Source organism: Paenibacillus sp. MT124 (assembly GCF_058792755.1).
The window spans coordinates 3,145,391-3,165,007 of the sequence record NZ_CM179500.1 but is presented as its reverse complement, the minus strand read 5'-3'; the positions used below and the strand labels follow the sequence as shown (position 1 = coordinate 3,165,007).

Sequence of the window (19,617 nt, the reverse complement as noted above, 5' to 3'; positions counted from 1 at the left end):
ATTGATTCAATGATAGAGACTGCCGCAATGCTATTGAATTCTACTCGGGACCGTAAACCTCAAACTCCCAGATCGAATATCCGTATATGGTTGCCCGAACGGTTCCATACATTCGAACATACCGTGCTTGAACTTCGTCAAAGGTTATGGTCTCTATACCACCCTGACCTGTTGTGGTACTGTATACATCTCGCCAATTCCCCTCTTGACTCGGATCTTCGGTAACCTGTATTCGATAACTCTTGCCATAAGCAGTTTCCCAATACAACCTCACTTCATCTATCGTTTTAATCTCGCCTAAATCCACATATACCCAACCTGGGTCCACTCCCCGTTTTGAACCAAAGCGTGTAGTGAAATTCCCATCATTTACGTATGGGGCGGTATCTTCAACTCCATCACGAGATGAAGCCACTGCGGGACGATGAAGCGCCAAGTTGGTTCTGGGCAGTGGTTCCTCATATTGAACTGGCCTGATTGTAATATCATCGTAATGTTCCTTGCTCAAAAAGTTCATCTCGTGAAGTGTAGTGGCCGGCTGGCTTGCTCCAGGCATATATATATTTTCAAAGGTCACATCCGTGATCTTGGCACCTTCCATGCCTTTCATTTTCGCAAAACTTTCGCCAGCGTCACGTACCGTAATATCCTTAATCTTGATATCACTGATGGGCCCAACACCGTTATTGCCAGCATTCACCGTAAATAGAGTCATCCAGGCACTATTGTCTTCGTTCTTCCCGCTAATGTCTTCCACATCCATGGATTCAAAGCGAACATCCCTCACCGTACCGGTGCCGTACTTATGATGGATGGCAAACCCGACTGCTGCTTTATAAACAACGCCATTGCGGAATACGATATTGGACTGATTCTGCATAACGCCTTGACCAACCTTATATCCATAGCACAACGTCCAAGCAATCGTGTCCTCGAATAGCACATTGCGAACAGGCTCAGGATTACCGGGCCATGGCACTCTTCCGGAAGCGATATCCGTATCCGATTTCCATGATTTTGTAGAGAAGGGATCATCAAGCGAGATACCAATGCTATTCTGTACAATGACATCTTGAGATTCACAAATATCGATACCATCGTTCTCCCCCATGCCCAAACTGTTAAAGAGCTTTAGATTTCGGAAGACAAGATCATCTGATCGCACCGTAACCACAGCCCAGCCCGCTGATTCTCGGATGACAATGCCTTCCATCTCAAAGTGGGTCGTATCGATCGGAACAACCAGGTTATTAATCATTCCTTTTCCGTTGGTACTTTTGTCATCATGCAGCGCTTGCCCATTACCGTCAATCGTACCTCGTCCATATATTCGAATGTTCTCGGATTGGAAAGCTGTGGAGATCCACCAGGTTGCCGGTCGTCCCATCGAATCCTTGAACCAATGCTCTACGTAATCTGTAGTTTTGCCCGTACCTACCAAGGTGGCTCCGGGTGCCATATAAATCGCCGTATTACTTTTTAAGACCAGGTTGCCAATCAAATATGTTCCTGCAGGTACATAAACTATCCCTTGGGCTCCTCCGCCTTTTAAGGACCCGTATTGGCTGGCATCTTCAATGGCCTGTTGAATGGCCTGGGTCCTTGCTGAAACTCCAGTGGCTGACGAACCTGAGGATGCCACATGATACGGCGCGGCTCCGATATTAAAGATCCCCTCCCCACTTGAAGCAGGCACATCCGTTTCGAGTGGATCTGCAGCGATGACCATGCGGGTCTTGCGATTATTCATCATTACGATAAGGTATTCGTCAGATTGAGTCGTGAAAGTGATGGTTCTCCCCTCGATCTTGTCCGCTTGGATTCCGAGTTTCTTCGGACTTATCGAATACTCATGCACCTTGTCCGTGTTCAGGATCGTTAATTCGTAAGTGACGGGGCCATCTGACATCGAAAAATGCGCATAGTCATAATCGCTGAACCCCTTCACAACAGGAACAGGCACTCCGTTTGCCTTAAGCGTGTAATTCACGGAACGTGCATACCGGACCGATGGCTCGTAGGTTGTAATTGTCGCTGAACTCCCCTGAAGATGCTGTTCTTCACTCTCCAATGCGTTAACGTGAGCATTCGAATAGGGTGTCAGCAGTAAAGCAAAAACTATAGTAAGAATAATGGTTGCACGAAAATGCGTTCTAACCCATGCCATTTCATATCGCCTCCAGTCATTTCATCACCTTAGAAAGCGCATACAATAATTCTTCAGCAAAATTATCCTTAGTTCTAATCATCCAGGAATACGAACCAATCTGGGAGTGGCAGAGAGTCCAAAGGGTACAAACGCATAACGCTCCTGGTAAATAGAAGTGTTCGGATCCAGATCCTTATCCGTCCATCCCGGCTTATCCTTAAAGCTGTCTGGGCCTACTTTAATTGGCTCCCCTTTAATATGATGATGTGGCCCGAGCAAGTTCCTGCAGCTACCGGTCAGTTCGAGTTCGATGTGATTTTCTCCTGGTCTAAGAAATTCTGTGATATTGGAGACATACGGCTCCCATAAGAAAAGACGAATCTCTACTCCGTTAATCCTTAACCTGGTGACTGTTGCATCTGGTTGTGAACCAAAATCCCAAAGCCAGGAATCTCCATCACCGAATTGAATTTGGATCGTCTGCGCAACTCTAATGCTTCCTGCGAAGAACGGTAAACCCTGACTTACCAAATCGCCTTCGAGCGAGCATATTTGCTGAGAATTGGCGAGTATAAACGGTCCCTCCGTACATCTCACTCCATGTTCATGACCCACATAACCAGATTGGGAAATGACAGCAAAATCACCGATAATATATATGCTTTCAAGTTCCGTATCCAGTGTAAGCTTATTCGCTTCCGATTCAAATTGGTTTGCCCGGGCCATCGCCGCATACGTTTCAGGTTTATTCCAGAAGTACAGGCTGAACCTGATCTTGTTACGTCCTTTAACAAGGCATCCCCCGATATTTATCTTTTGGAAAGAGATATCCCTCCACCAACCATAGCTGGTTGATTCAACATCTATTTCATTCACAACAATTTGCAGTTTCTCCGGGTTTTCCACGACTAAATACATCTCTTGTCCGTCAGCAGGTTCGAATGAAAGGTTAATGCTGAATTCCAACTCGATATGAACGGAGGAACCGATCTGCAGCAGCTTTTCCTGAATAAAAATAAGGGGCATTTCCGAAGACCATTCCCCATTCTTCACGCGATACCTACAGGTATCCAGCGTGATGCTATTCACATCGATTTGCTCGATTTTCCACTGGTTATCCAGATGATAAATATGACAATTGCTTATGTCCGTTTGAAGCAGATTTATTGGATCAGAGTGACTTTTCACATCATGCTGTGTAAGCAGGAACATATAGGACTGAACAGGATAGAGCGTCAATGCAACCCGCGTACCGCCATCAACCGTTCTTTGGTTCACTGATAAGAGGTCACCTCTTTCCAAATCAATAAGACAAAGCTTCCCCTTTTGATGAATGGTTATTTCAATATCCGAATATGACTCGTCACCTGAATTCACCAAATAGTATAGGTAAGAGTCGTCAAGCTTAAGTTTCTGGATGTTAACCATATCGGATGCAATAGGATTTCCCCACCTGTCATGTATTGAGATGGACGGCGCAACCTGACCGGATATCATCTCGGCTATGGATAAACGGGTATTGGCGGGTTTTAGGGCAGTATGGATCAAACGATTGATATCTTCATTCTGTTCTCCATCAATCAAATGAGGATAAGGCTCAAGTACAATTAACATCCCCCCCTGGAGGATAAACTGATGAAGCAAACCGACTGTCCTGCTGCTTAATGTTACGCATGGAGGTATGACTACAACCGAGTAGCGGGCTTCCCCTACAACGAACTTTCCGCCATCAACATTTCCATGTCGCTCCAACATCCCTTCACTTCCGTAATCATGTTCAATGAACGATTGACACAACCAGCGAGACAGCTGCGCAAACGATTGATGATACGGCTCTATCCCTGCTGAATCTGAACCCTGTTGTTCCACCCAGGCGGTGCTGATGGGATGCAGCAGCAATACCTCCGCTTGCCTGGAGCCTTCGACCAGAAGCATCGATAACCGGGCAAAGTAATCGTTAAAGCGATGATAGTGTTCCCACCAAGGCTGCTGATAGAAGAGAGAAGGCGGATAATCCCGCTTTCGCAGACCTCTTAGCGAATATGCCTGTAGGTGCTGGCACATGAGATTCATTCCATGAACAAATTGCCACTCGCCGATTCGTTTCAGATCCCGAAAGCTGATATTCCACCCCGTACAGCCGTAACTTTCAGTGATGGCCTGTTTTTGGCCGAGTTGACGTACAACAGAGCTGACCTGCTTGGGAACCAGCGGATCTTCGCCAACAGATCGGCCCAGCCAGTCACACCCTGGAATATGCAAATACTCATAAAAGCAAAGAGGGTCGCCTACCGAGGTAACTTGACTCATAAGCGTTTGTTCGTCTACGACGTGACCAACAGACATCCACCCTCTCTCACCGCACCACGTACCCACCTGCTTCGCATAGGCTTCTGTGAACATCGTGGTAACGCAAGACCAATAATCATATCTCATTTTGCGACAGTTATCCGTATCCAGAATCAGTCCTGGAAGAGCTTCAAGAATCGAATAACCGTAACGGCTCTCGAACACATCCGCTAGCTCCAGTGACCACGGAAGATCACCTCGACCAAACTGCGGTTCATCCGTGAATATGCCTTTGATTGCAGAAGTGTATTTTGGCCCCAGCCTTAGCCAGTAAGCATCGTAAATCATCTCAATAAATGTGCTCACCACATGCTTGCTTAGCGTATCAATATAATACGGATTGACCTCGTAATACACGCGGAAGTCAGGTCTGCGTGGATCATCTTGTTTAAGGAGATGCAGCCGATCTTCAATCTGAATATAGCTGGCAATTGTCATTTTTTCTTCTTGATTAAAGGGTGCCCACTCGTATGACAGACGCTTTTGCTGATAGGAATGACCGAGGGCAGGCAGCTTTCCGTCTGCGTAACCACTGGGCCAGCCATTTTCATCATACAGCCACACCTCCATCCCGAGTTCTTGGCATTTCTCGATACAGAATTGGTTTAAATCCATCCACGCCTCACCCATGTATGGTACCGTTAATCCTCCTCGGGCATGAATAAAAAAACCACCAATACCTGCCTTATGCATTTCTTCAATCTGCCTTAATAGCTCGCGCTTATTCAGATCGTCATTCCATGACCAGAATGGTTTTGTTCGATAACGAGCAGGCGGATCCTTCAGCAGGTTCCATACTGTCATAGTTTATCCACCTCGTTTTAATCGTTTAGGCATAGCTTGATCAGATCATCAATATGTGCCGTGGCCAGACATTCCACCGTATCTGCTGAGCCGTAATAGATTTTCACTTCACCATCAGATTCGAGGATCATCCCGCCAGGAAAGATTACGTTATTCCGGAACCCTCCCTCGATCTCGTAACTTACTTCAGGCGCCATTAAGGGTTCCTTGGCCCTGCCAATGATTTTCTTCGGATTATTCAGGTCAAGCAGCATCAAGCCTGCCGTATACCGCTTCTTCCAGGATGATTCCCATCCATTCTTACCCCTTGCTGGATCAATATCTACGGCATGGAATGTGGTAAGCCACCCATACTTAGTCTTGATTGGTGGAGCAGCAGGTCCGATCTTGTCATTGGCAAAAGCAACGTCTTCAACAGCCAGCAGCAAGTCGGAATTGCCCCAATATTTCAAATCCGGAGATTCGGATATCCACATATCAAACCGGTCCATTCCTCCTCGGCTGTACACGGTGAATGGCCGTTCAAGTCTCACGTAGTTTCCTCCGATTTTCTCGGGAAATAATACCATGTTGCGCAAATCCGGCGTGGATAGACTCAAAATTTCAAAGTTCTCAAAATCGTCCGTAACAGCAACTCCACCGCGAATACCATGCTTCGTATCCACGGCGAAACACATATAACAACGACCGTCTAGCACCGTAAGTCTAGGGTCATATGCCCGAATGATCTCTTGATCGCACAGCTTAAAACAAGGCTTTGGCCGTACTTCCCAATGGATACCGTCTCTACTGAAAGCGACTCCAAGGTCCGTGGTATGATGTGGTTCAAGTGTCATCTGTTCGGTGGAGCCGTAATCGTTCCGAAACACCATCACATACGTCCCGTTGAATTTGGTTACTCCTGCATTAAATACAAGTGCAGTCGGGTAAGGAACCCGGGATGCATCCAGAATCGGATTATCCGGATAACGTTGAATGACAGAACTTGTGGTCAAATCTCCGATATGAAGTGAATTCATGGCATATGCCTCCTGGTTAGATCGATTCCTGCTACCCCTTCAAGGAACCGGCGGTCATTTGCATAAAGGATTTGTTAGCAAAAATATACGCGATTAGAATCGGCAGAATAGAGAGGCACGCACCAGCCATCATAAAGTGTGTCTGTGAAGCGGCGGCGACCCCGTATTTCAGATTGGCCAAACCAACGGTCAACGTCTGCAATTCAGGTTTGCTAAGCGTAAATACAAACGGGAGCAGATACTCGTTCCACGCGCCTCGGAAGGCAAACAATGCGCATACACCCAGCCCTGGCGTAAGCAAGGGAATGATGATTCTCCAAAATGTCCTTCCCGGTGAGCAGCCGTCGATCCGAGCTGCTTCGTCCAGCTCCCTGGGAATCCCGTTCATGAAACTAAGCAGGATAAAAAAGGCTGAAGCATGGGCGCTGATCAGAATCAGAATGACGCCCCACAGCGAGTCATGTAGATGAAGCTTAACCATAAGGTCAAATTGGGGTCGAAGCACAACAGCGCCAATGGCCACAAACATCGTGAATGCCTGAAGGCTGACGTAGATCTTTTTACCGATAAAATCCATGCGGTTCACGACATACGCTGCCATGGAAGCCACGAGTAATGTCCCGAGCGTCGAGGCACTGGCAACGAAGAGGCTATTCAGCGTATAGGTTGAAAAATTCGCCTGTTTCCATGCTTCAATGTAGTTGGAAAATTGCCAATCAGCCGGCAGAAATGTGGCACCGGCCGTCAGCTCGGCATTGGTTTTGAAAGAACCAAGAAAGGTGATTGCCACAGGGAACAGGGTCAGGAATGCAACGATGATCAGAAACGTCCATAGTGCGGTATTCCAGGCGATCTTCATGAACGTTCCTCCTTAATCGTTCTGACTCATTCTACGAGAGCCGTAGAAATAAAGTATTGTAATCACGCCGACAATCAAGGCCGTAACAAAGGCTGCGGCGCTCCCATACCCAAACTCCTGAATTTGCGTCGCCGCAGCCCCGCCAGCCGGCGGGAAAAATAATTTGTACACGTAGAGGAACATGACATTCGTTTTCCCGATCGGACCTCCATCGGTCATGACCATGATGCTTTCATAACCTTTGAGTGCATTAATGATGGCGAGCATGATAATCATCTGCATGACTGGACCAAGCATTGGAATGGTGATGTATCTGAACTGCTGGAATTTGTTAGCCCCATCCAGTGCAGAGCTCTCGTACACATCATGGGGAATGTTTTGGAGACCCGCCAGAAATAAAAGCATGTAATTTCCAATCGCTCCCCATACCGCCACAAGAATAACGGTCAGCATCGCATAATCCATGCCGAGCCAGTCGACGGCATTTTGAATAAAAAGATACTTCATCAGAAATTGATTCAGAATGCCATTATACGAGTTGAAGATAGTAAAAAAGACGACTGCCATGACCGCCGTACTTATAATCGTCGGCATGAAGAAAATGGCTCTAAGCAGATTTTTCCCTTTGATATTCCAGTTCAGAATCACAGCCAGGATTAAGGCAAGCGGAATCGATAGCAGAAGTTTGCCTCCGGCGTAAATGAACGTATTTGCAACGGACTCCCAGAACTGCTGATCTCCCAGAATGCGTTTGAAGTTAGCCAAACCTACAAATCGCTCCGTGCCAAATCCTTTGTAGTCGTAGAACATATATCTCAGCGCCCATACCATCGGGTAAATGCCCAAAACCATGGTCAGAATAAAGCTAGGCAAAAGAAAACTGTATGAGAAGGCAGCATTCTTCGCTTTATTCATATCCTCTCAACTCCCTGTACTTCTTTCACTTTTTTTAATGGTAGGGATGGTATAAGCACCATCCCCGGTCTGCTTCTACTTCGCATATTGCCCTGCAAGATCAAGAGGATTAAAATCTGCTATTGGTTCCGCCTTCACATCCCCGCTTGCGATGGCAGCATCCAAGGCGGCGTTATAACGAGTGTTCAAATCGCTAATGATGGAATCCAGATCGCCACCACTCAGCATATAACTGAAAAACGCATCATCCGACTTCATGCCTTGAACTGCTACAGACGGATATACTGGCCAAACACCGTCGTATTGATTTGGAAGGAATCCGTCAATCCCTTTCACTTCCGGCTTGGCGGCGACCGCACTAACTGAAGGAACCATGGATATGCCAAATCCTTTTTCCTGGTACTGTTTCAGGATGGATTCGTCGTACATGTACGTGAGAAATTTCCAGGCAGCTTCTTTATGTTCAGACTGAGAGCTGATGGCCAACCACTGGCCACCCAAGAAACCAGAGGCGCCATTGAATTGTCCATTAATGGAGGGTACGGGTGCTGCGGCCCAGTCAATCTTCGCCGGGAATTGCGATTGATAAACTCCTGCCTCTGCGGAAAAGGATAAATACATGCCAATTTTACCTTCTGCGAATTGTGCTCGCAGTGGATCAATATCCAACGACTCCACACCCGGCAGCATGCTGCCATCATCTTTGATTTTTTTGAAAGCCTCTATAATGGGCTTAAAACTACTGAAATCGTAGCGTGCGGTCTTAAAATCATATCCAAATCCCCCGAACCCGCTAACCTCTGCGATCACTCGTGCGGAGCGACCAAAAGCACTTGAAGGACTCTTGAAATTCTGAGCGAATCCATAGGCTCCGCTGGCCTTCCCCACTTCGGTTATTTTCTTAGCTGTTTCGACCAGCTCCTCCAAAGTGGTGGGTGGTTGCTGAATACCTGCTTTGTCAAAAAGTTCTTTGTTATAGATCAATCGCATCGTCGTACCATAGTTAGGCAGGCTATAGCGTTTACCTTCAAAGCTGTTCAAGTCCTCCATGACCGGGAACTTATCCTTCATCTCGTCCGTCAAAAACTCATCAATAGGGGCAAGAAATCCTTTTTTATAAAACGTCTGGATGGTATTTTCCTTCACACGGATAATATCCGGCGGCTCTGAGGTCTGGTAAGACATATCCAGCGCCTGATCGAAATCATCTCCCTTGATGACCAGCTCAACCTCGATGTTGTCCTTATTCGTTTGGTTAAATGTATTAATCGTTTCTTTGACATACTCGGAATCATGGCGATCTCCCGTCCAGTATGTGATTTTTGTCTTGGCATCCAGTTCTGTTCCCGAGCCTTGTTCCGAGGGCTTGGGGCTGCTGCAAGCTGCCAAACTCCCTGTAAGCACCAAAAACATCGCCGAGATGAGAAATTTTTTGCTTATTTTCATCTACCTAACCTCCTCATCATATCTGCAATCTCGTTCTTTCTCCTCTAGTATAGGGGGTGCTCTTCACTCACATAATGCGGGTAACCACACATCAAGGGCAGGTTTCTTCATCAATGTGCCATCATTCAAAAAAATAAGCCCTGCATCCAAATATCGTTCGGAAACAAGGCTTAATCTATAATGAGCAACCCTAGACCAGATCGGCAGGCGTACTGATTTTCCCTGTACTATACAGCTTGAACTCGGATGGAGTCATATTGGTATGCTTCTTAAACATTTCACTGAAATAGCGGCGATGCTCGTAACCAAGGCTTTGAGCGATCTCCTGAACCTGATAATCGTCGATCAGCATCTCTTTGGCTCTCTCCATCCGCTGGTGAACAACGAATTGTTGGAAGGATATATTCAGTACTTTTTTGAATAGATTTGAAAAATATCCGGGGCTGATATTAAACTCCTTGGCACAAACATCAAGGGATAGATTCGTATGCAGATTTGCACATATATATTCTTTTGCCTGATAGATCAGTTTCGTGGATTCGTCGGATCGTTCATGTTCAATCCATGTACAAGCTTCAAGACATATTCCCTTTACCGTCTCCCTCATCAATTGAAATGAAACATGACCTGAACGCCTTACAGCATTCCATTGATCTTCAAGCTTTTTTACCCGATCCGGTGGATAGTGCTCCGACATCACCCTACAGATTTTGGAGGATAGCTCATAGCATATGTTTTCGACTTGCTGGGGTTTCGGGAGGGGATCCCGCTGTAATAGATCATTAAAAATCTGCTCCAATATGAGCCGGCACTTTTCGCGATGCCCGGAACGCAAGGAGAATAGCAATTCCTGTTCCGTCGAAACCGTATAATTCAAGAGCGTTTTCTCATCCTCCGAGGTGCTTATATAACTATTCATACCATGGGTATAGAATTGATACTCCAGTACATTTAAGGCCTTTTGGTACGAATCAGGCAGTTCATCAATCGTATCCACACAGGTTCCAACCCCAATGGAAATCGTTGAATGCGTGAATTGATACATGTTTGTTCGGCACGCTTCCGATATCCGTTCAGCCAGCTCGATGTCCCTGCAATTGATAAGACATACAAAGCGGTTTAATGCCTCGCCAAAAACGACACCACGAGTGAAACCTCGAATCGTTTCCTCCAGAACATTTCGCAGACTGAAGCGAATGAGCTCCACTTCCCGCGCAGGCTGCTGTTTATATTTGTCCATGAAACGATCCAATTCCACGATAAAGAGATTGAAGTCCCTAGAATCAAGCTGAATGCCGAGAGTTTGCCATCGGAGATAGGCAGTCGTTGCATTAGTTCGATGATGAATCAGGAGAGACAGGTGCTCTTGTTGCAGAGCGGGCAGGCTTTGCATCATATTTTGCTTCAGTTCCAACACTTTGCTATGTTCCTGCCATTCCTCCAAATAAGCCTTCTTCGCCTTTAATACGACTTGGACAATCTCGTCGATCGAGAACGGCTTCTTCACGAAGTCAAATGCACCTAAACGAATGGCCTGTCTCGTAAATGAAAAATCCGTATATGCACTTAGGATAACGATCTTGGTGGAAGGAGATTTTTCGAGGATTTCTTGAGTCATGGCGAGACCATCCTTTTTGGGCATGCGGATATCGGTTAGCACAATTTCGGGCCTCTTTTCCTGCACAAGGCGAATACCTTCCTCACCATCCAGTGCTGTACCAACCACCTCAATGTGATGCTCCTCCCAAGGGGGCTTTCGTGCGATCATATCGACCACGCTTCGAATGTCATCGATGATGCAGAGCTTTACCATTTGCTGTTCAAGGATCATGCTTCTACCTCCCCTTCTAGAATGGGCATCCATATTTCCGTTCTTGATCCTTTTCCAGGAAGACTGGTCAGTTTAATTCCGGCTTTTTCTCCATAAAAAAGGTTGAGTCGGTTCACAATGTTGTTCAGGGCATACCCTTTGTTGGTGATCCGAGGTTCCCGCATCCGCCTTTCTACTTGCTCAACTTCCATTCCTGTTCCGTTATCCTCTATGCTTAGATGTAATAAACGATCCTGGAGAGTGACATGCATTAGAATCCGGCCACCTGAACTTATATCCTTAAAGCCATGTTGAATGCTGTTTTCCACAATGGGCTGCAGCAAAATTTTCGGCAAGAGCGACGTTAATAGCGAATCGTGAGTTACCGTAACTTCAAAGTCAAACATCCCCTCATAGCATTTTTGCTGAAGGAGGCAGTATTGTTTCACATGAAGCAGTTCTTCCTCAAGTGTGTTCCAGTCTTTCCCTCCGCTTAAACCTAACTGGAACATGTGGGACAAGGACATAATCATCTCGCTGACCTCATCATTTTCACCTAGTATGGATTTGCAATATATGGTGTTAAGGGTGTTGTATAAAAAGTGAGGTTCCATCTGCGCGGTTAACGCTCGCATCTCAGCCTTCCTTTTCCCGGATTCGCTGAGTTTCACATCATCGATGAGACGATTGATCTCATCCAGCATTCGGTTAAATTGATAGCCCACTTGAGCTACTTCATCGGTAGAACGGCTATTGAAGCGGACATTTAAGCGATTATCTTCTACCTCCTTCATGAGGCGCTGCAGCTTATAAAGCGGGTTTAACAGGAGTGCTGTCAATCGGGTGGATAAAAACCAGGTAAGAAGTAAAAAGAAAAGCATAATAAAAAAGGTGGTTCGTTTGACATTATTCATTTGCTCAAGCAGTTTATCCTTTTGCTGAATACCGAACAAACTCCAGTCATCCATAACGGAAGAACGGGTATAGTTCACCAGATAATCGGTATTGTCGAATGAATGAAAAAAGGAGCCCTGTGTGTCTTCGGATAAATTCATCAAAAGCATGCTATCCTTCATCAGATTATGGCTGGAGGACCAAGCGGTCCGAATTACTTCCTCCCCTTTTGAATCAATGACAAAATAGTCACTGTCATCATTCAAGGAATGTTTGTTGACCGTACCTATCAATCCGCTCTCGTTCACATTTACGACGATAAACACATTCGTATTGGAATTGTTATCTAGTGTTCCCTTCGTCACAAAGGATAGTGCCCGACTGTTACCGGTAAAAAACTTGTCAATGTGCCCCTTAATCCATATCCCCCCGTAGTTTTCCTTTACATCGTAATACATGCTGGACTCATAGAAGGAATGGTTTGGCGTACGCCGCTGCGATATTGGATAAAAGTCTCCGATGGGTGTAGCAATAAGGATGCTGTCGATTAGTGGTTCATTAAAGGAAACCTGGGAGAATACATACTGAAGTTCGGACAAGTGCACATAATAGTTCGATATATCGTTGCTCTGAACATCCAGCATCATGTCCTTAAAAGCGTAACTGAACATAAGAGAACGGACCGAATCGGAGATTCCCGACAGCTTATCGTCCAAGATCTGGTTCGTTTTGTTTACCGTCTCTTGGCTGGATTCAAATGCGTTCTTTTGAATTTCTTTGGAAGCAATCCAATATGTCGTCATGCCAACTGAACCTATTGCAAGCGTTATCATAATTATGAAGGCGAATCGAACTCTTTGTTTAAATGAGATGCCGTGAAGCCACCGACTGAACGTTCCGGGTTCGAATTGAATTCGTTTAATCAAACTTCATCAACCTCTCCTGATCTACAAGACTTACCTTTCACCTTAAACTAATCGTTGCGAAAATATTGTACAATAGAATGCCATTTTAGCAACAGGTAAGTTTCCTCCAGAGCAACTTGGCCCCATGAACCTGCCATACAGCTAAAAACCTCCCAACTTAGGATTTTTTTTGTTTGTACATGGTCAATCATTCGAACCATTACCTCAAAATTAAAAAAAGTCGCAGAAATCGCGACTTGGTCATCCTACTCTGCTTAACTATGACGAAAAAATCTCTAATAACATAAAATGCGTGTTTCCTGTCTCTTGAAAAAACGTTGTGACAGCATATTGCCATCATCAATCATCATTTGTAGCTTTCTTCAAGCAGACAACAGCTTTTCCGTTTACCCGGCCTTCTCCCAGGTCACGAAGGGCCTGAGATGTTTCACTTAAAGTATATTCCCGACCAATACGAGGAGTAACCTGGCCTGATTCAACAAGCTCCTTCCAGATCATCTGGTCTCCATGGTTCGGTTTATGGATAAGAAGGCTTAATTTCTTCTTTTCCAGCCAAGAAACGAATGGACTCCCTACTAAGTTCAGCAAAATGTGCGGCATCAGTCCCCCGATCATGACATAGGTGCCTCCCTTCACTAACGCCTGCTTTAGTGCGAACGCAGAACGGTTGCCGACGACATCAAGAATCAGATTATAGCTTGGTCCGCTTGCCGCGAAGTCTTCTTTGGTATAATCCAGCACATGATCGGCACCTATTTCAAGCAGCATATCCAATTTCTCACTACGATCAACCGCGGTCACTTCTGCTCCCAGCAATTTGGCATATTGAATGGCAAACGTCCCAACTCCGCCCCCTGCACCATTAATCAGAACATGTTCTCCCTTTTGCAGATTCCCCTGATTTCTCAGTCCTTGCAGAGCCAGAACGGCTGCCTGTGGAATGGATGCAGCTTGCACATGTGTGATCCCCGCTGGCTTGGGAGTCAGCGCCTCTTCGTTCGCACACACATACTCCGCGAATCCGCCCCAGCCGCAGCCGGACAGATCTCCGAACACTTCGTCACCCGGTTTGAATCGTTTGGCACCCGATCCCACCGAAATGACTCTCCCTGCGATGTCTGCACCGAGAATCCGGTAACGCGGGTGACGAAAGGCACCTATCCGGTTAACAAACGGTTTCCCGCGAAGGAGATCCCAATCCCAGGAATTAACCGAAGTCGCATGGACTTCAATTAATACTTCGTTGTCCTTGGGCGCCGGAATGTCTACCTTTTCTACTCGCAGGACCTCTGGCGTTCCGTAGGTATCATAGACCACCGCATTCATTACTGTCGCGTTTAACTTTTCGGATATTCCGGTGTCAGTTAACCTCATTCCACTCATGGGCATTCTCCATTCAATAGAGATATCTTAGGCCTTCAAACAACTGATACGCTCGGAAAAAAGTGTCGTTTCATTTTGCGCATGCAGGAGCCGATTTTATTTATAGAATAGAATTGAACCGTTTAGAACAGCTATTCCAGCCAGCTTGACTAGAACGAGCAAAATGAAGTAATTGGCTTTTTGAAATTTATGAAATCAATAATCGGGATACCATCGTTTCCGATCAATTCTTGACCGAAATTCAGGTGAGAGTCACAACCGGATAAAAATATGTTGAAGAAACAAATAAGCCGATCCAATAATGGATCAGCTTATTAGCGGGTTTCATCCGTTAAGCACGCTTGTTCTCAACAGATTTCATGCGGTTTTGATCGTCATCCTGCCGGTCATGACTGAATTCTTGCCCGGCTTCTACTTCGCCTTGACCTGAAACGCTTCGGGCAAAATTGGTGAACTGCCTTTTATGCTCATCCAGCTCGTGTTTTTGTTTAAGAAGTTCTTGTGGATCCTGATTCGTCATCTGATAACCCTCCTACAAAATCAAAATGATCTCCACATTATGAGTTTTGCTGATGCTTGGATTCATCTTGAATTTCTTCACGGAATCCGGAAATGCTATGTTTGCGGCGCTCATTCTTTTCCTCAATCTGACTTTTTTCCCGAGCTGGAATTTCATCTCCGAATTCTTCGAGATAGTCCTCCGCTTCCCGGTAATTTTCAATCGTGTTTTGAACCGCATTTTGCAAATGCTGCACGTTGTCTTCACGGTTATCCGGTTTGCTCATACATGTCACCTCCCCAAAAATGGAATCCGTGCTGTTTAGTCGCACTACAGAAGTGTTCCATAAGAGAGCGAAGCTTATGCATGAAATTCAGTCTCGTTTCCTTCGATAATGCAATGGCGAATGGCCTGTGACCGCTTTGAATACCCGACCGAAATGGGTCACACTCCCGAATCCTACCTTCCTCGCAATCAAATTGACCTTGAGATTTGAGCTCTCAAGCTGCTTTTTTGCCTCCTTGATTCGCACACTATTAACGTATTCGACAAAAGCGAATCCTGTCGCTTCTTTGAACGATCGACTTAAATAAAAAGGACTGATATAGAACTGATCTGCCAGCAAATGAAGCGACAGTTCCTCCATGTAATGGTCATTAATATAACGGACAATCTCTGAAATACGTTCATGCATGGGACTTGGAGATACCAGCTGTTCCGCGTCATGCTGCCTGTATTGTCTACAGCAAATGATAAGCAGCTGCACGGCAAGTGTCTGGGCATACAATTCGAAGCCGCTTCTGCGCTCCTTCATCTCCTGCATAATGGCTCTTGTGTGCATTTCAATCAGCTCTCTACTGCGCAGGGAACCTTTCAAAATCAAATAATCCCGCTGAAGTAGAGGTTGAAGCACTTCTTCATGGGCACCGTCCACCGAAAAATATTGTGCATGCATATTAATAATAAGCCGCTCATGCTTTGGCCGTTCCGCATTGGTCGTGCGATGCAGAACGTTGGGAGCAATAATAACCACGTCGCCTTCCGCGATGGTAATGGTCCGGTCCTGGATGAAAAATTCCCGCTGCCCCGACATCAACACATAGATTTCATACGTGCTGTGAAAATGGCTTACCGGCATATGATGGCTTAATGCTTTTCGGTGGGATACCAGAAATGTACTCTCCGAATTTTCAAAGTAAAGATTCCCCATTAAAGTCATGCTCCCTTCCGTTCCGTCCTTGATGTTTATATTATATCGCAAGAAATAAGAAGAAATAGGCAATTTCCGCAAATGATGTACATAATCTGTTGGTAAAATGGGAGTACAACCAACCAAGGAGGAAGGAACCATGCAAACCACTTCATCTACCATGACGCCAATTCAATGGGCGTTAAAAGCCTGTGAAGCAATTATGGATACATTCGAGCCGGAGCATCTTCCGCCAGACCGATTCCATTATCATCAGGGTGTCTTTTTATCCGGGATGGAGAAATGTTGGCGACAAACCGGAGAACAAAAGCTCTATGATTACATGAAAGGCTGGGTCGATAGTCAGATTCTGGAGGATGGCAGCATCAAAAAGTATAAGTCTGACGAACTGGACGATATCCAGCCCGGTGTTCTTCTCTTCACTCTCTACGAGCAGACGGGAGATGAACGGTACAAAAAGGCGCTTCACACCTTAGTTCCTCTGCTAAAATCCTGGCCAACAAATGCATCAGGCGGATTCTGGCATAAGGGACATTATCCGAACCAAATGTGGTTGGACGGCTTATATATGGCTGGACCTATCGCGGTGCAATTCGCCAAAACATTTGGTGAGAGCGATTACATCGATATGATGACCTATCAGGCGCTGCTTATGGAAAAGCATACAAAAGACCCTGTCACTGGCCTGCTCTACCACGGATGGGATGAGACAAAAGAAGCCAAATGGGCTGACCCTGTTACGGGTCTTGCTCCGGAATTCTGGGGCCGGGCCATTGGCTGGTATCCGGTAGCACTACTTGAAATGTTCGAATACATGCCTGAGGATCATCCGGACAAAGATAAACTCGTAACGATCGTACAGGATCTGCTGATCGCTCTGACAAATTACCAGGATCCTGCCACCGGATTATGGTATCAAGTCATCGACAAAGGTGATCATCCGGATAACTGGCATGAGAATTCCTGTACGGCACTCTTTGCACATGCCATTGCCAAAGCCGTTCGATTCGGCTATCTGGACCCAAAATATTTGCAGTATGCATGGAAAGGTTACCAAGGCGTTATTGATACATTACACTTTGACGAGAACGGGAAGGTTATCATCGGTAATATCTGTATTGGCACAGGAATTGGCGACTATGATCACTATATTGCTCGGCCAACCAGTGAAAACGATCTGCACGGGGCAGGTGCCTTCATACTCATGTGCGTCGAGATGAATTTAGCAGCAAAATAGGCTAAAACGCAAAGAAGACAGGGACAACAGTCTCTGTCTTCTTTATTTTCTTTTGTGTCTGAAGAAGGTAAACCATGACGATATTAAGCGGTCCTTCCTGTGCGTTTCCAAAATGCTCTGGACGTTGCTTTCCGGCGTATCAAATTTGCTGATAACAACATTCCCGCAATGACGATAATACCGCCAACCATTTGGGAAATCAGCAGTTCCTGACCAACCACAACGGATAGAATGGCAGTGAAGATGGGCATCAAATTCATTGTAATACTGGCTTTCCCCGGCCCTAGCTCTTTGACTCCCTGGTTCCAGAACAGAAATGAGCCGATGGAAGGGAATAAGCCCAGATATATAATACCGTTCATGCCAAAGGTTGTGATGTTATCCATACGCAGCGGTTGGAAAAATAACAACGGAATCATACATATAACACCGATAAAGGCAGTAAAGGCAACGAACGTAATTGGCGGGAGATGCTGTCCTCTTTTGCCCACTATTGAATAGATCGCCCATAAAAATACGGCCACCAGCATAATACCGTCTCCTTGGTTATAATGCGTACTGAATAACCCGAGTAAATGACCTTTCGTTAGCACAGTCAGGACACCGAGGAACGATAATACCAACCCTGCGCCCTGCCATCCTGTTATTTTTTCTTTCAGGAAAACCAGAGACAACACGATCATCACGGCTGGAGTTAGACTGTTGATCAAGCTGCCGTTTGTAGATGATGTGTGCTGCAATGCCGTGTATGTGAGAAGTGTATAGGACACAACGCCTACCAGGGATAAGAATAGCAAAATGCCCCAGTTATTCTTCCATACTTTCAGCCAGTTTGGTTTCTCCACCAGCTGCGCGAGCGGAATCAATACAATTGCCGCAATCACCCATCTTAGAAAAGACGCCCAGATCGGCGGAAAGTCGGACGTTACGGCCTTTCCAAACATCAGGTTTCCCGCCCAAAATAAATTAGCCAAGATCAAAAACAACCAGGCTCTTACTTTCATATCATCTTCCTCCTATCCGCTTGTATTCCAGATTCCGGATCTTTAGTGTGATGTGTCAGTGGAATCCGATACGTTTTAGTTACTGCCTCTCTTTTCTGCTTTGCTATAAACATGATACAATACACTCAAATATAAATAAAATGAATATAACTTATGAGGGAGTTACCAAATTTGATATGAACAAATCTCTTCTGCAGTTAATCGTCACGATATCAGAGACCCGCAGTTTTACACTCGCCAGCGAAAAAATGAACATGACACAGCCCGCAGTCAGCCGTGCAGTCACAACTCTGGAGCGTGATCTCGGAGTTACACTACTTATCCGTGACCGTCGTCGCGGTGTTGCACTCACGCCGATCGGTGAACGTATCGTCCGGATCTTCCGGGAAATTCTGCAAGGTTATGAGAAGATTGATCAAGAAATCTCGAGTGAAAAAGGATTGGAGATTGGATCCGTCCGGATTGGTGCCTTCCCGGTAGCTTCGTCCTACTTTGTCCCAAAACTGATCCGTTACATGAAGCAGCAATACCCTAACCTGGAGTTCAGTATCGTGGAAGGCACGATTGCGGAGGTGCAGGATTGGTTGGATAATCGACAGATTGATGTTGGCCTGCTCATTCCTTCCGAAGAGACGACAGATTCGTTCCCTCTGTATCGTGAAGGCATTTATGCTGTCATGAGAGAGGATCATCCTTTAACATCGAAAAACATCATTCACCCTGAAGATCTGCGGGAGGAGCCCATGCTTCTCTGGAAAGCGGGATACGAGCCGCCTGTCCTTAAGTGGTTTGAAAGTTCCGGAGTCACGCCACAGGTCGAATACATTCTATACAACTACAGAACGTCACTTCAGATGATTCTTGCCGGTGAAGGATTGGCTGTCATGTCCGAGTTGTCCCTCCTGGATTTGCCGCCGGGCATTTGTCTGAAACGCCTGTCACCTGAAGCCTATCGGGATATCCATGTTGCAACGAGTCCGGAGAATGAACGTACCCTTGCAGTAAATGCCTTTATTGAGGCTGCACTAACCTTATTTCCATTTGAAGCGAATCGGAAGCCTTTGATTGACGTTTGAAAATACAAAATATAAAGAGCATTAAAAAAGGCCGCTA

The 19,617-nt window shown here is 45.8% G+C and carries 15 protein-coding genes; 2 read left to right on the top strand and 13 right to left on the bottom strand.

What is annotated here, in order from left to right; translation table 11 throughout:
* Positions 1–40: 40 nt before the first annotated feature.
* From AC3RCI_RS14485 to AC3RCI_RS14430, 12 genes are all read right to left on the bottom strand, one after another.
* Positions 41–2,167 carry a galactose-binding domain-containing protein gene (locus tag AC3RCI_RS14485; protein WP_492529674.1) on the bottom strand — a complete coding sequence of 709 codons (2,127 nt, stop codon included), beginning with the start codon at positions 2,165–2,167 and terminating at the stop codon, positions 41–43.
* A gap of 78 nt (positions 2,168–2,245) precedes the next feature.
* On the bottom strand, positions 2,246–5,302 hold the full coding sequence (locus AC3RCI_RS14480; protein ID WP_492529672.1) for a glycosyl hydrolase: 3,057 nt from the start codon (positions 5,300–5,302) through the stop codon (positions 2,246–2,248).
* A 17-nt stretch (positions 5,303–5,319) separates the two neighbouring features.
* On the bottom strand, positions 5,320–6,321 hold the full coding sequence (locus tag AC3RCI_RS14475; protein WP_336780102.1) for a glycoside hydrolase family 130 protein: 1,002 nt from the start codon (positions 6,319–6,321) through the stop codon (positions 5,320–5,322).
* Positions 6,322–6,352: 31 nt separating this feature from the next.
* Positions 6,353–7,180: a carbohydrate ABC transporter permease gene (locus AC3RCI_RS14470; protein ID WP_492529670.1), complete on the bottom strand. Its 828-nt coding sequence runs from the start codon at positions 7,178–7,180 to the stop codon at positions 6,353–6,355.
* A gap of 12 nt (positions 7,181–7,192) precedes the next feature.
* Positions 7,193–8,095, bottom strand: a complete 903-nt coding sequence (locus AC3RCI_RS14465) for a carbohydrate ABC transporter permease (protein WP_336780100.1) — start codon at positions 8,093–8,095, stop codon at positions 7,193–7,195.
* Between the two features lie 75 nt (positions 8,096–8,170).
* Positions 8,171–9,541, bottom strand: coding sequence for an ABC transporter substrate-binding protein (locus AC3RCI_RS14460; protein ID WP_492529668.1), 1,371 nt, complete (start codon positions 9,539–9,541; stop codon positions 8,171–8,173).
* 190 nt (positions 9,542–9,731) lie between these two features.
* A complete protein-coding gene (locus tag AC3RCI_RS14455; protein ID WP_492529666.1) occupies positions 9,732–11,372 on the bottom strand; it encodes a response regulator transcription factor in 1,641 nt (546 codons plus the stop codon).
* Positions 11,369–13,171 (bottom strand): sensor histidine kinase, encoded by a 1,803-nt coding sequence (locus AC3RCI_RS14450; RefSeq protein ID WP_492529664.1) that lies wholly within the window; start codon positions 13,169–13,171, stop codon positions 11,369–11,371. The genes AC3RCI_RS14455 and AC3RCI_RS14450 overlap by 4 nt, the downstream gene beginning before the upstream one ends.
* 339 nt (positions 13,172–13,510) lie before the next feature.
* Positions 13,511–14,554 carry an NAD(P)-dependent alcohol dehydrogenase gene (locus tag AC3RCI_RS14445; protein WP_492529662.1) on the bottom strand — a complete coding sequence of 348 codons (1,044 nt, stop codon included), beginning with the start codon at positions 14,552–14,554 and terminating at the stop codon, positions 13,511–13,513.
* Positions 14,555–14,885: 331 nt separating this feature from the next.
* Entirely contained in the window at positions 14,886–15,074 is a 189-nt protein-coding gene (locus AC3RCI_RS14440; protein WP_110822176.1) for a hypothetical protein, read from the bottom strand.
* Positions 15,075–15,111: 37 nt separating this feature from the next.
* Entirely contained in the window at positions 15,112–15,339 is a 228-nt protein-coding gene (gene tlp / locus AC3RCI_RS14435; protein ID WP_492473088.1) for a small acid-soluble spore protein Tlp, read from the bottom strand.
* 87 nt (positions 15,340–15,426) lie between these two features.
* Positions 15,427–16,263 carry a helix-turn-helix domain-containing protein gene (locus tag AC3RCI_RS14430; RefSeq protein ID WP_336780095.1) on the bottom strand — a complete coding sequence of 279 codons (837 nt, stop codon included), beginning with the start codon at positions 16,261–16,263 and terminating at the stop codon, positions 15,427–15,429.
* 139 nt (positions 16,264–16,402) lie between these two features.
* On the opposite strand from AC3RCI_RS14430, the gene AC3RCI_RS14425 reads away from it, so the two are divergent.
* Positions 16,403–17,500: a glycoside hydrolase family 88/105 protein gene (locus AC3RCI_RS14425; RefSeq protein WP_492529660.1), complete on the top strand. Its 1,098-nt coding sequence runs from the start codon at positions 16,403–16,405 to the stop codon at positions 17,498–17,500.
* An 83-nt stretch (positions 17,501–17,583) separates the two neighbouring features.
* Here AC3RCI_RS14425 and AC3RCI_RS14420 read toward each other — a convergent pair whose 3' ends face one another.
* Positions 17,584–18,504 carry a DMT family transporter gene (locus AC3RCI_RS14420; protein ID WP_492529658.1) on the bottom strand — a complete coding sequence of 307 codons (921 nt, stop codon included), beginning with the start codon at positions 18,502–18,504 and terminating at the stop codon, positions 17,584–17,586.
* Positions 18,505–18,680: 176 nt separating this feature from the next.
* On the opposite strand from AC3RCI_RS14420, the gene AC3RCI_RS14415 reads away from it, so the two are divergent.
* Positions 18,681–19,580 carry a LysR family transcriptional regulator gene (locus tag AC3RCI_RS14415; protein ID WP_492529656.1) on the top strand — a complete coding sequence of 300 codons (900 nt, stop codon included), beginning with the start codon at positions 18,681–18,683 and terminating at the stop codon, positions 19,578–19,580.
* Positions 19,581–19,617: the final 37 nt, after the last annotated feature.

Coding starts and splice junctions, on each gene's coding strand:
- AC3RCI_RS14425 (WP_492529660.1), top strand. CDS start 16,403: ATGCAAACCACTTCATCTACCATGACGCCAATTCAATGGGCGTTAAAA.
- tlp (WP_492473088.1), bottom strand. CDS start 15,339: ATGAGCAAACCGGATAACCGTGAAGACAACGTGCAGCATTTGCAAAAT.
- AC3RCI_RS14470 (WP_492529670.1), bottom strand. CDS start 7,180: ATGAAGATCGCCTGGAATACCGCACTATGGACGTTTCTGATCATCGTT.
- AC3RCI_RS14445 (WP_492529662.1), bottom strand. CDS start 14,554: ATGAGTGGAATGAGGTTAACTGACACCGGAATATCCGAAAAGTTAAAC.
- AC3RCI_RS14465 (WP_336780100.1), bottom strand. CDS start 8,095: ATGAATAAAGCGAAGAATGCTGCCTTCTCATACAGTTTTCTTTTGCCT.
- AC3RCI_RS14455 (WP_492529666.1), bottom strand. CDS start 11,372: ATGATCCTTGAACAGCAAATGGTAAAGCTCTGCATCATCGATGACATT.
- AC3RCI_RS14460 (WP_492529668.1), bottom strand. CDS start 9,541: ATGAAAATAAGCAAAAAATTTCTCATCTCGGCGATGTTTTTGGTGCTT.
- AC3RCI_RS14430 (WP_336780095.1), bottom strand. CDS start 16,263: ATGGGGAATCTTTACTTTGAAAATTCGGAGAGTACATTTCTGGTATCC.
- AC3RCI_RS14485 (WP_492529674.1), bottom strand. CDS start 2,167: ATGGCATGGGTTAGAACGCATTTTCGTGCAACCATTATTCTTACTATA.
- AC3RCI_RS14420 (WP_492529658.1), bottom strand. CDS start 18,504: ATGAAAGTAAGAGCCTGGTTGTTTTTGATCTTGGCTAATTTATTTTGG.
- AC3RCI_RS14480 (WP_492529672.1), bottom strand. CDS start 5,302: ATGACAGTATGGAACCTGCTGAAGGATCCGCCTGCTCGTTATCGAACA.
- AC3RCI_RS14440 (WP_110822176.1), bottom strand. CDS start 15,074: ATGACGAATCAGGATCCACAAGAACTTCTTAAACAAAAACACGAGCTG.
- AC3RCI_RS14415 (WP_492529656.1), top strand. CDS start 18,681: ATGAACAAATCTCTTCTGCAGTTAATCGTCACGATATCAGAGACCCGC.
- AC3RCI_RS14475 (WP_336780102.1), bottom strand. CDS start 6,321: ATGAATTCACTTCATATCGGAGATTTGACCACAAGTTCTGTCATTCAA.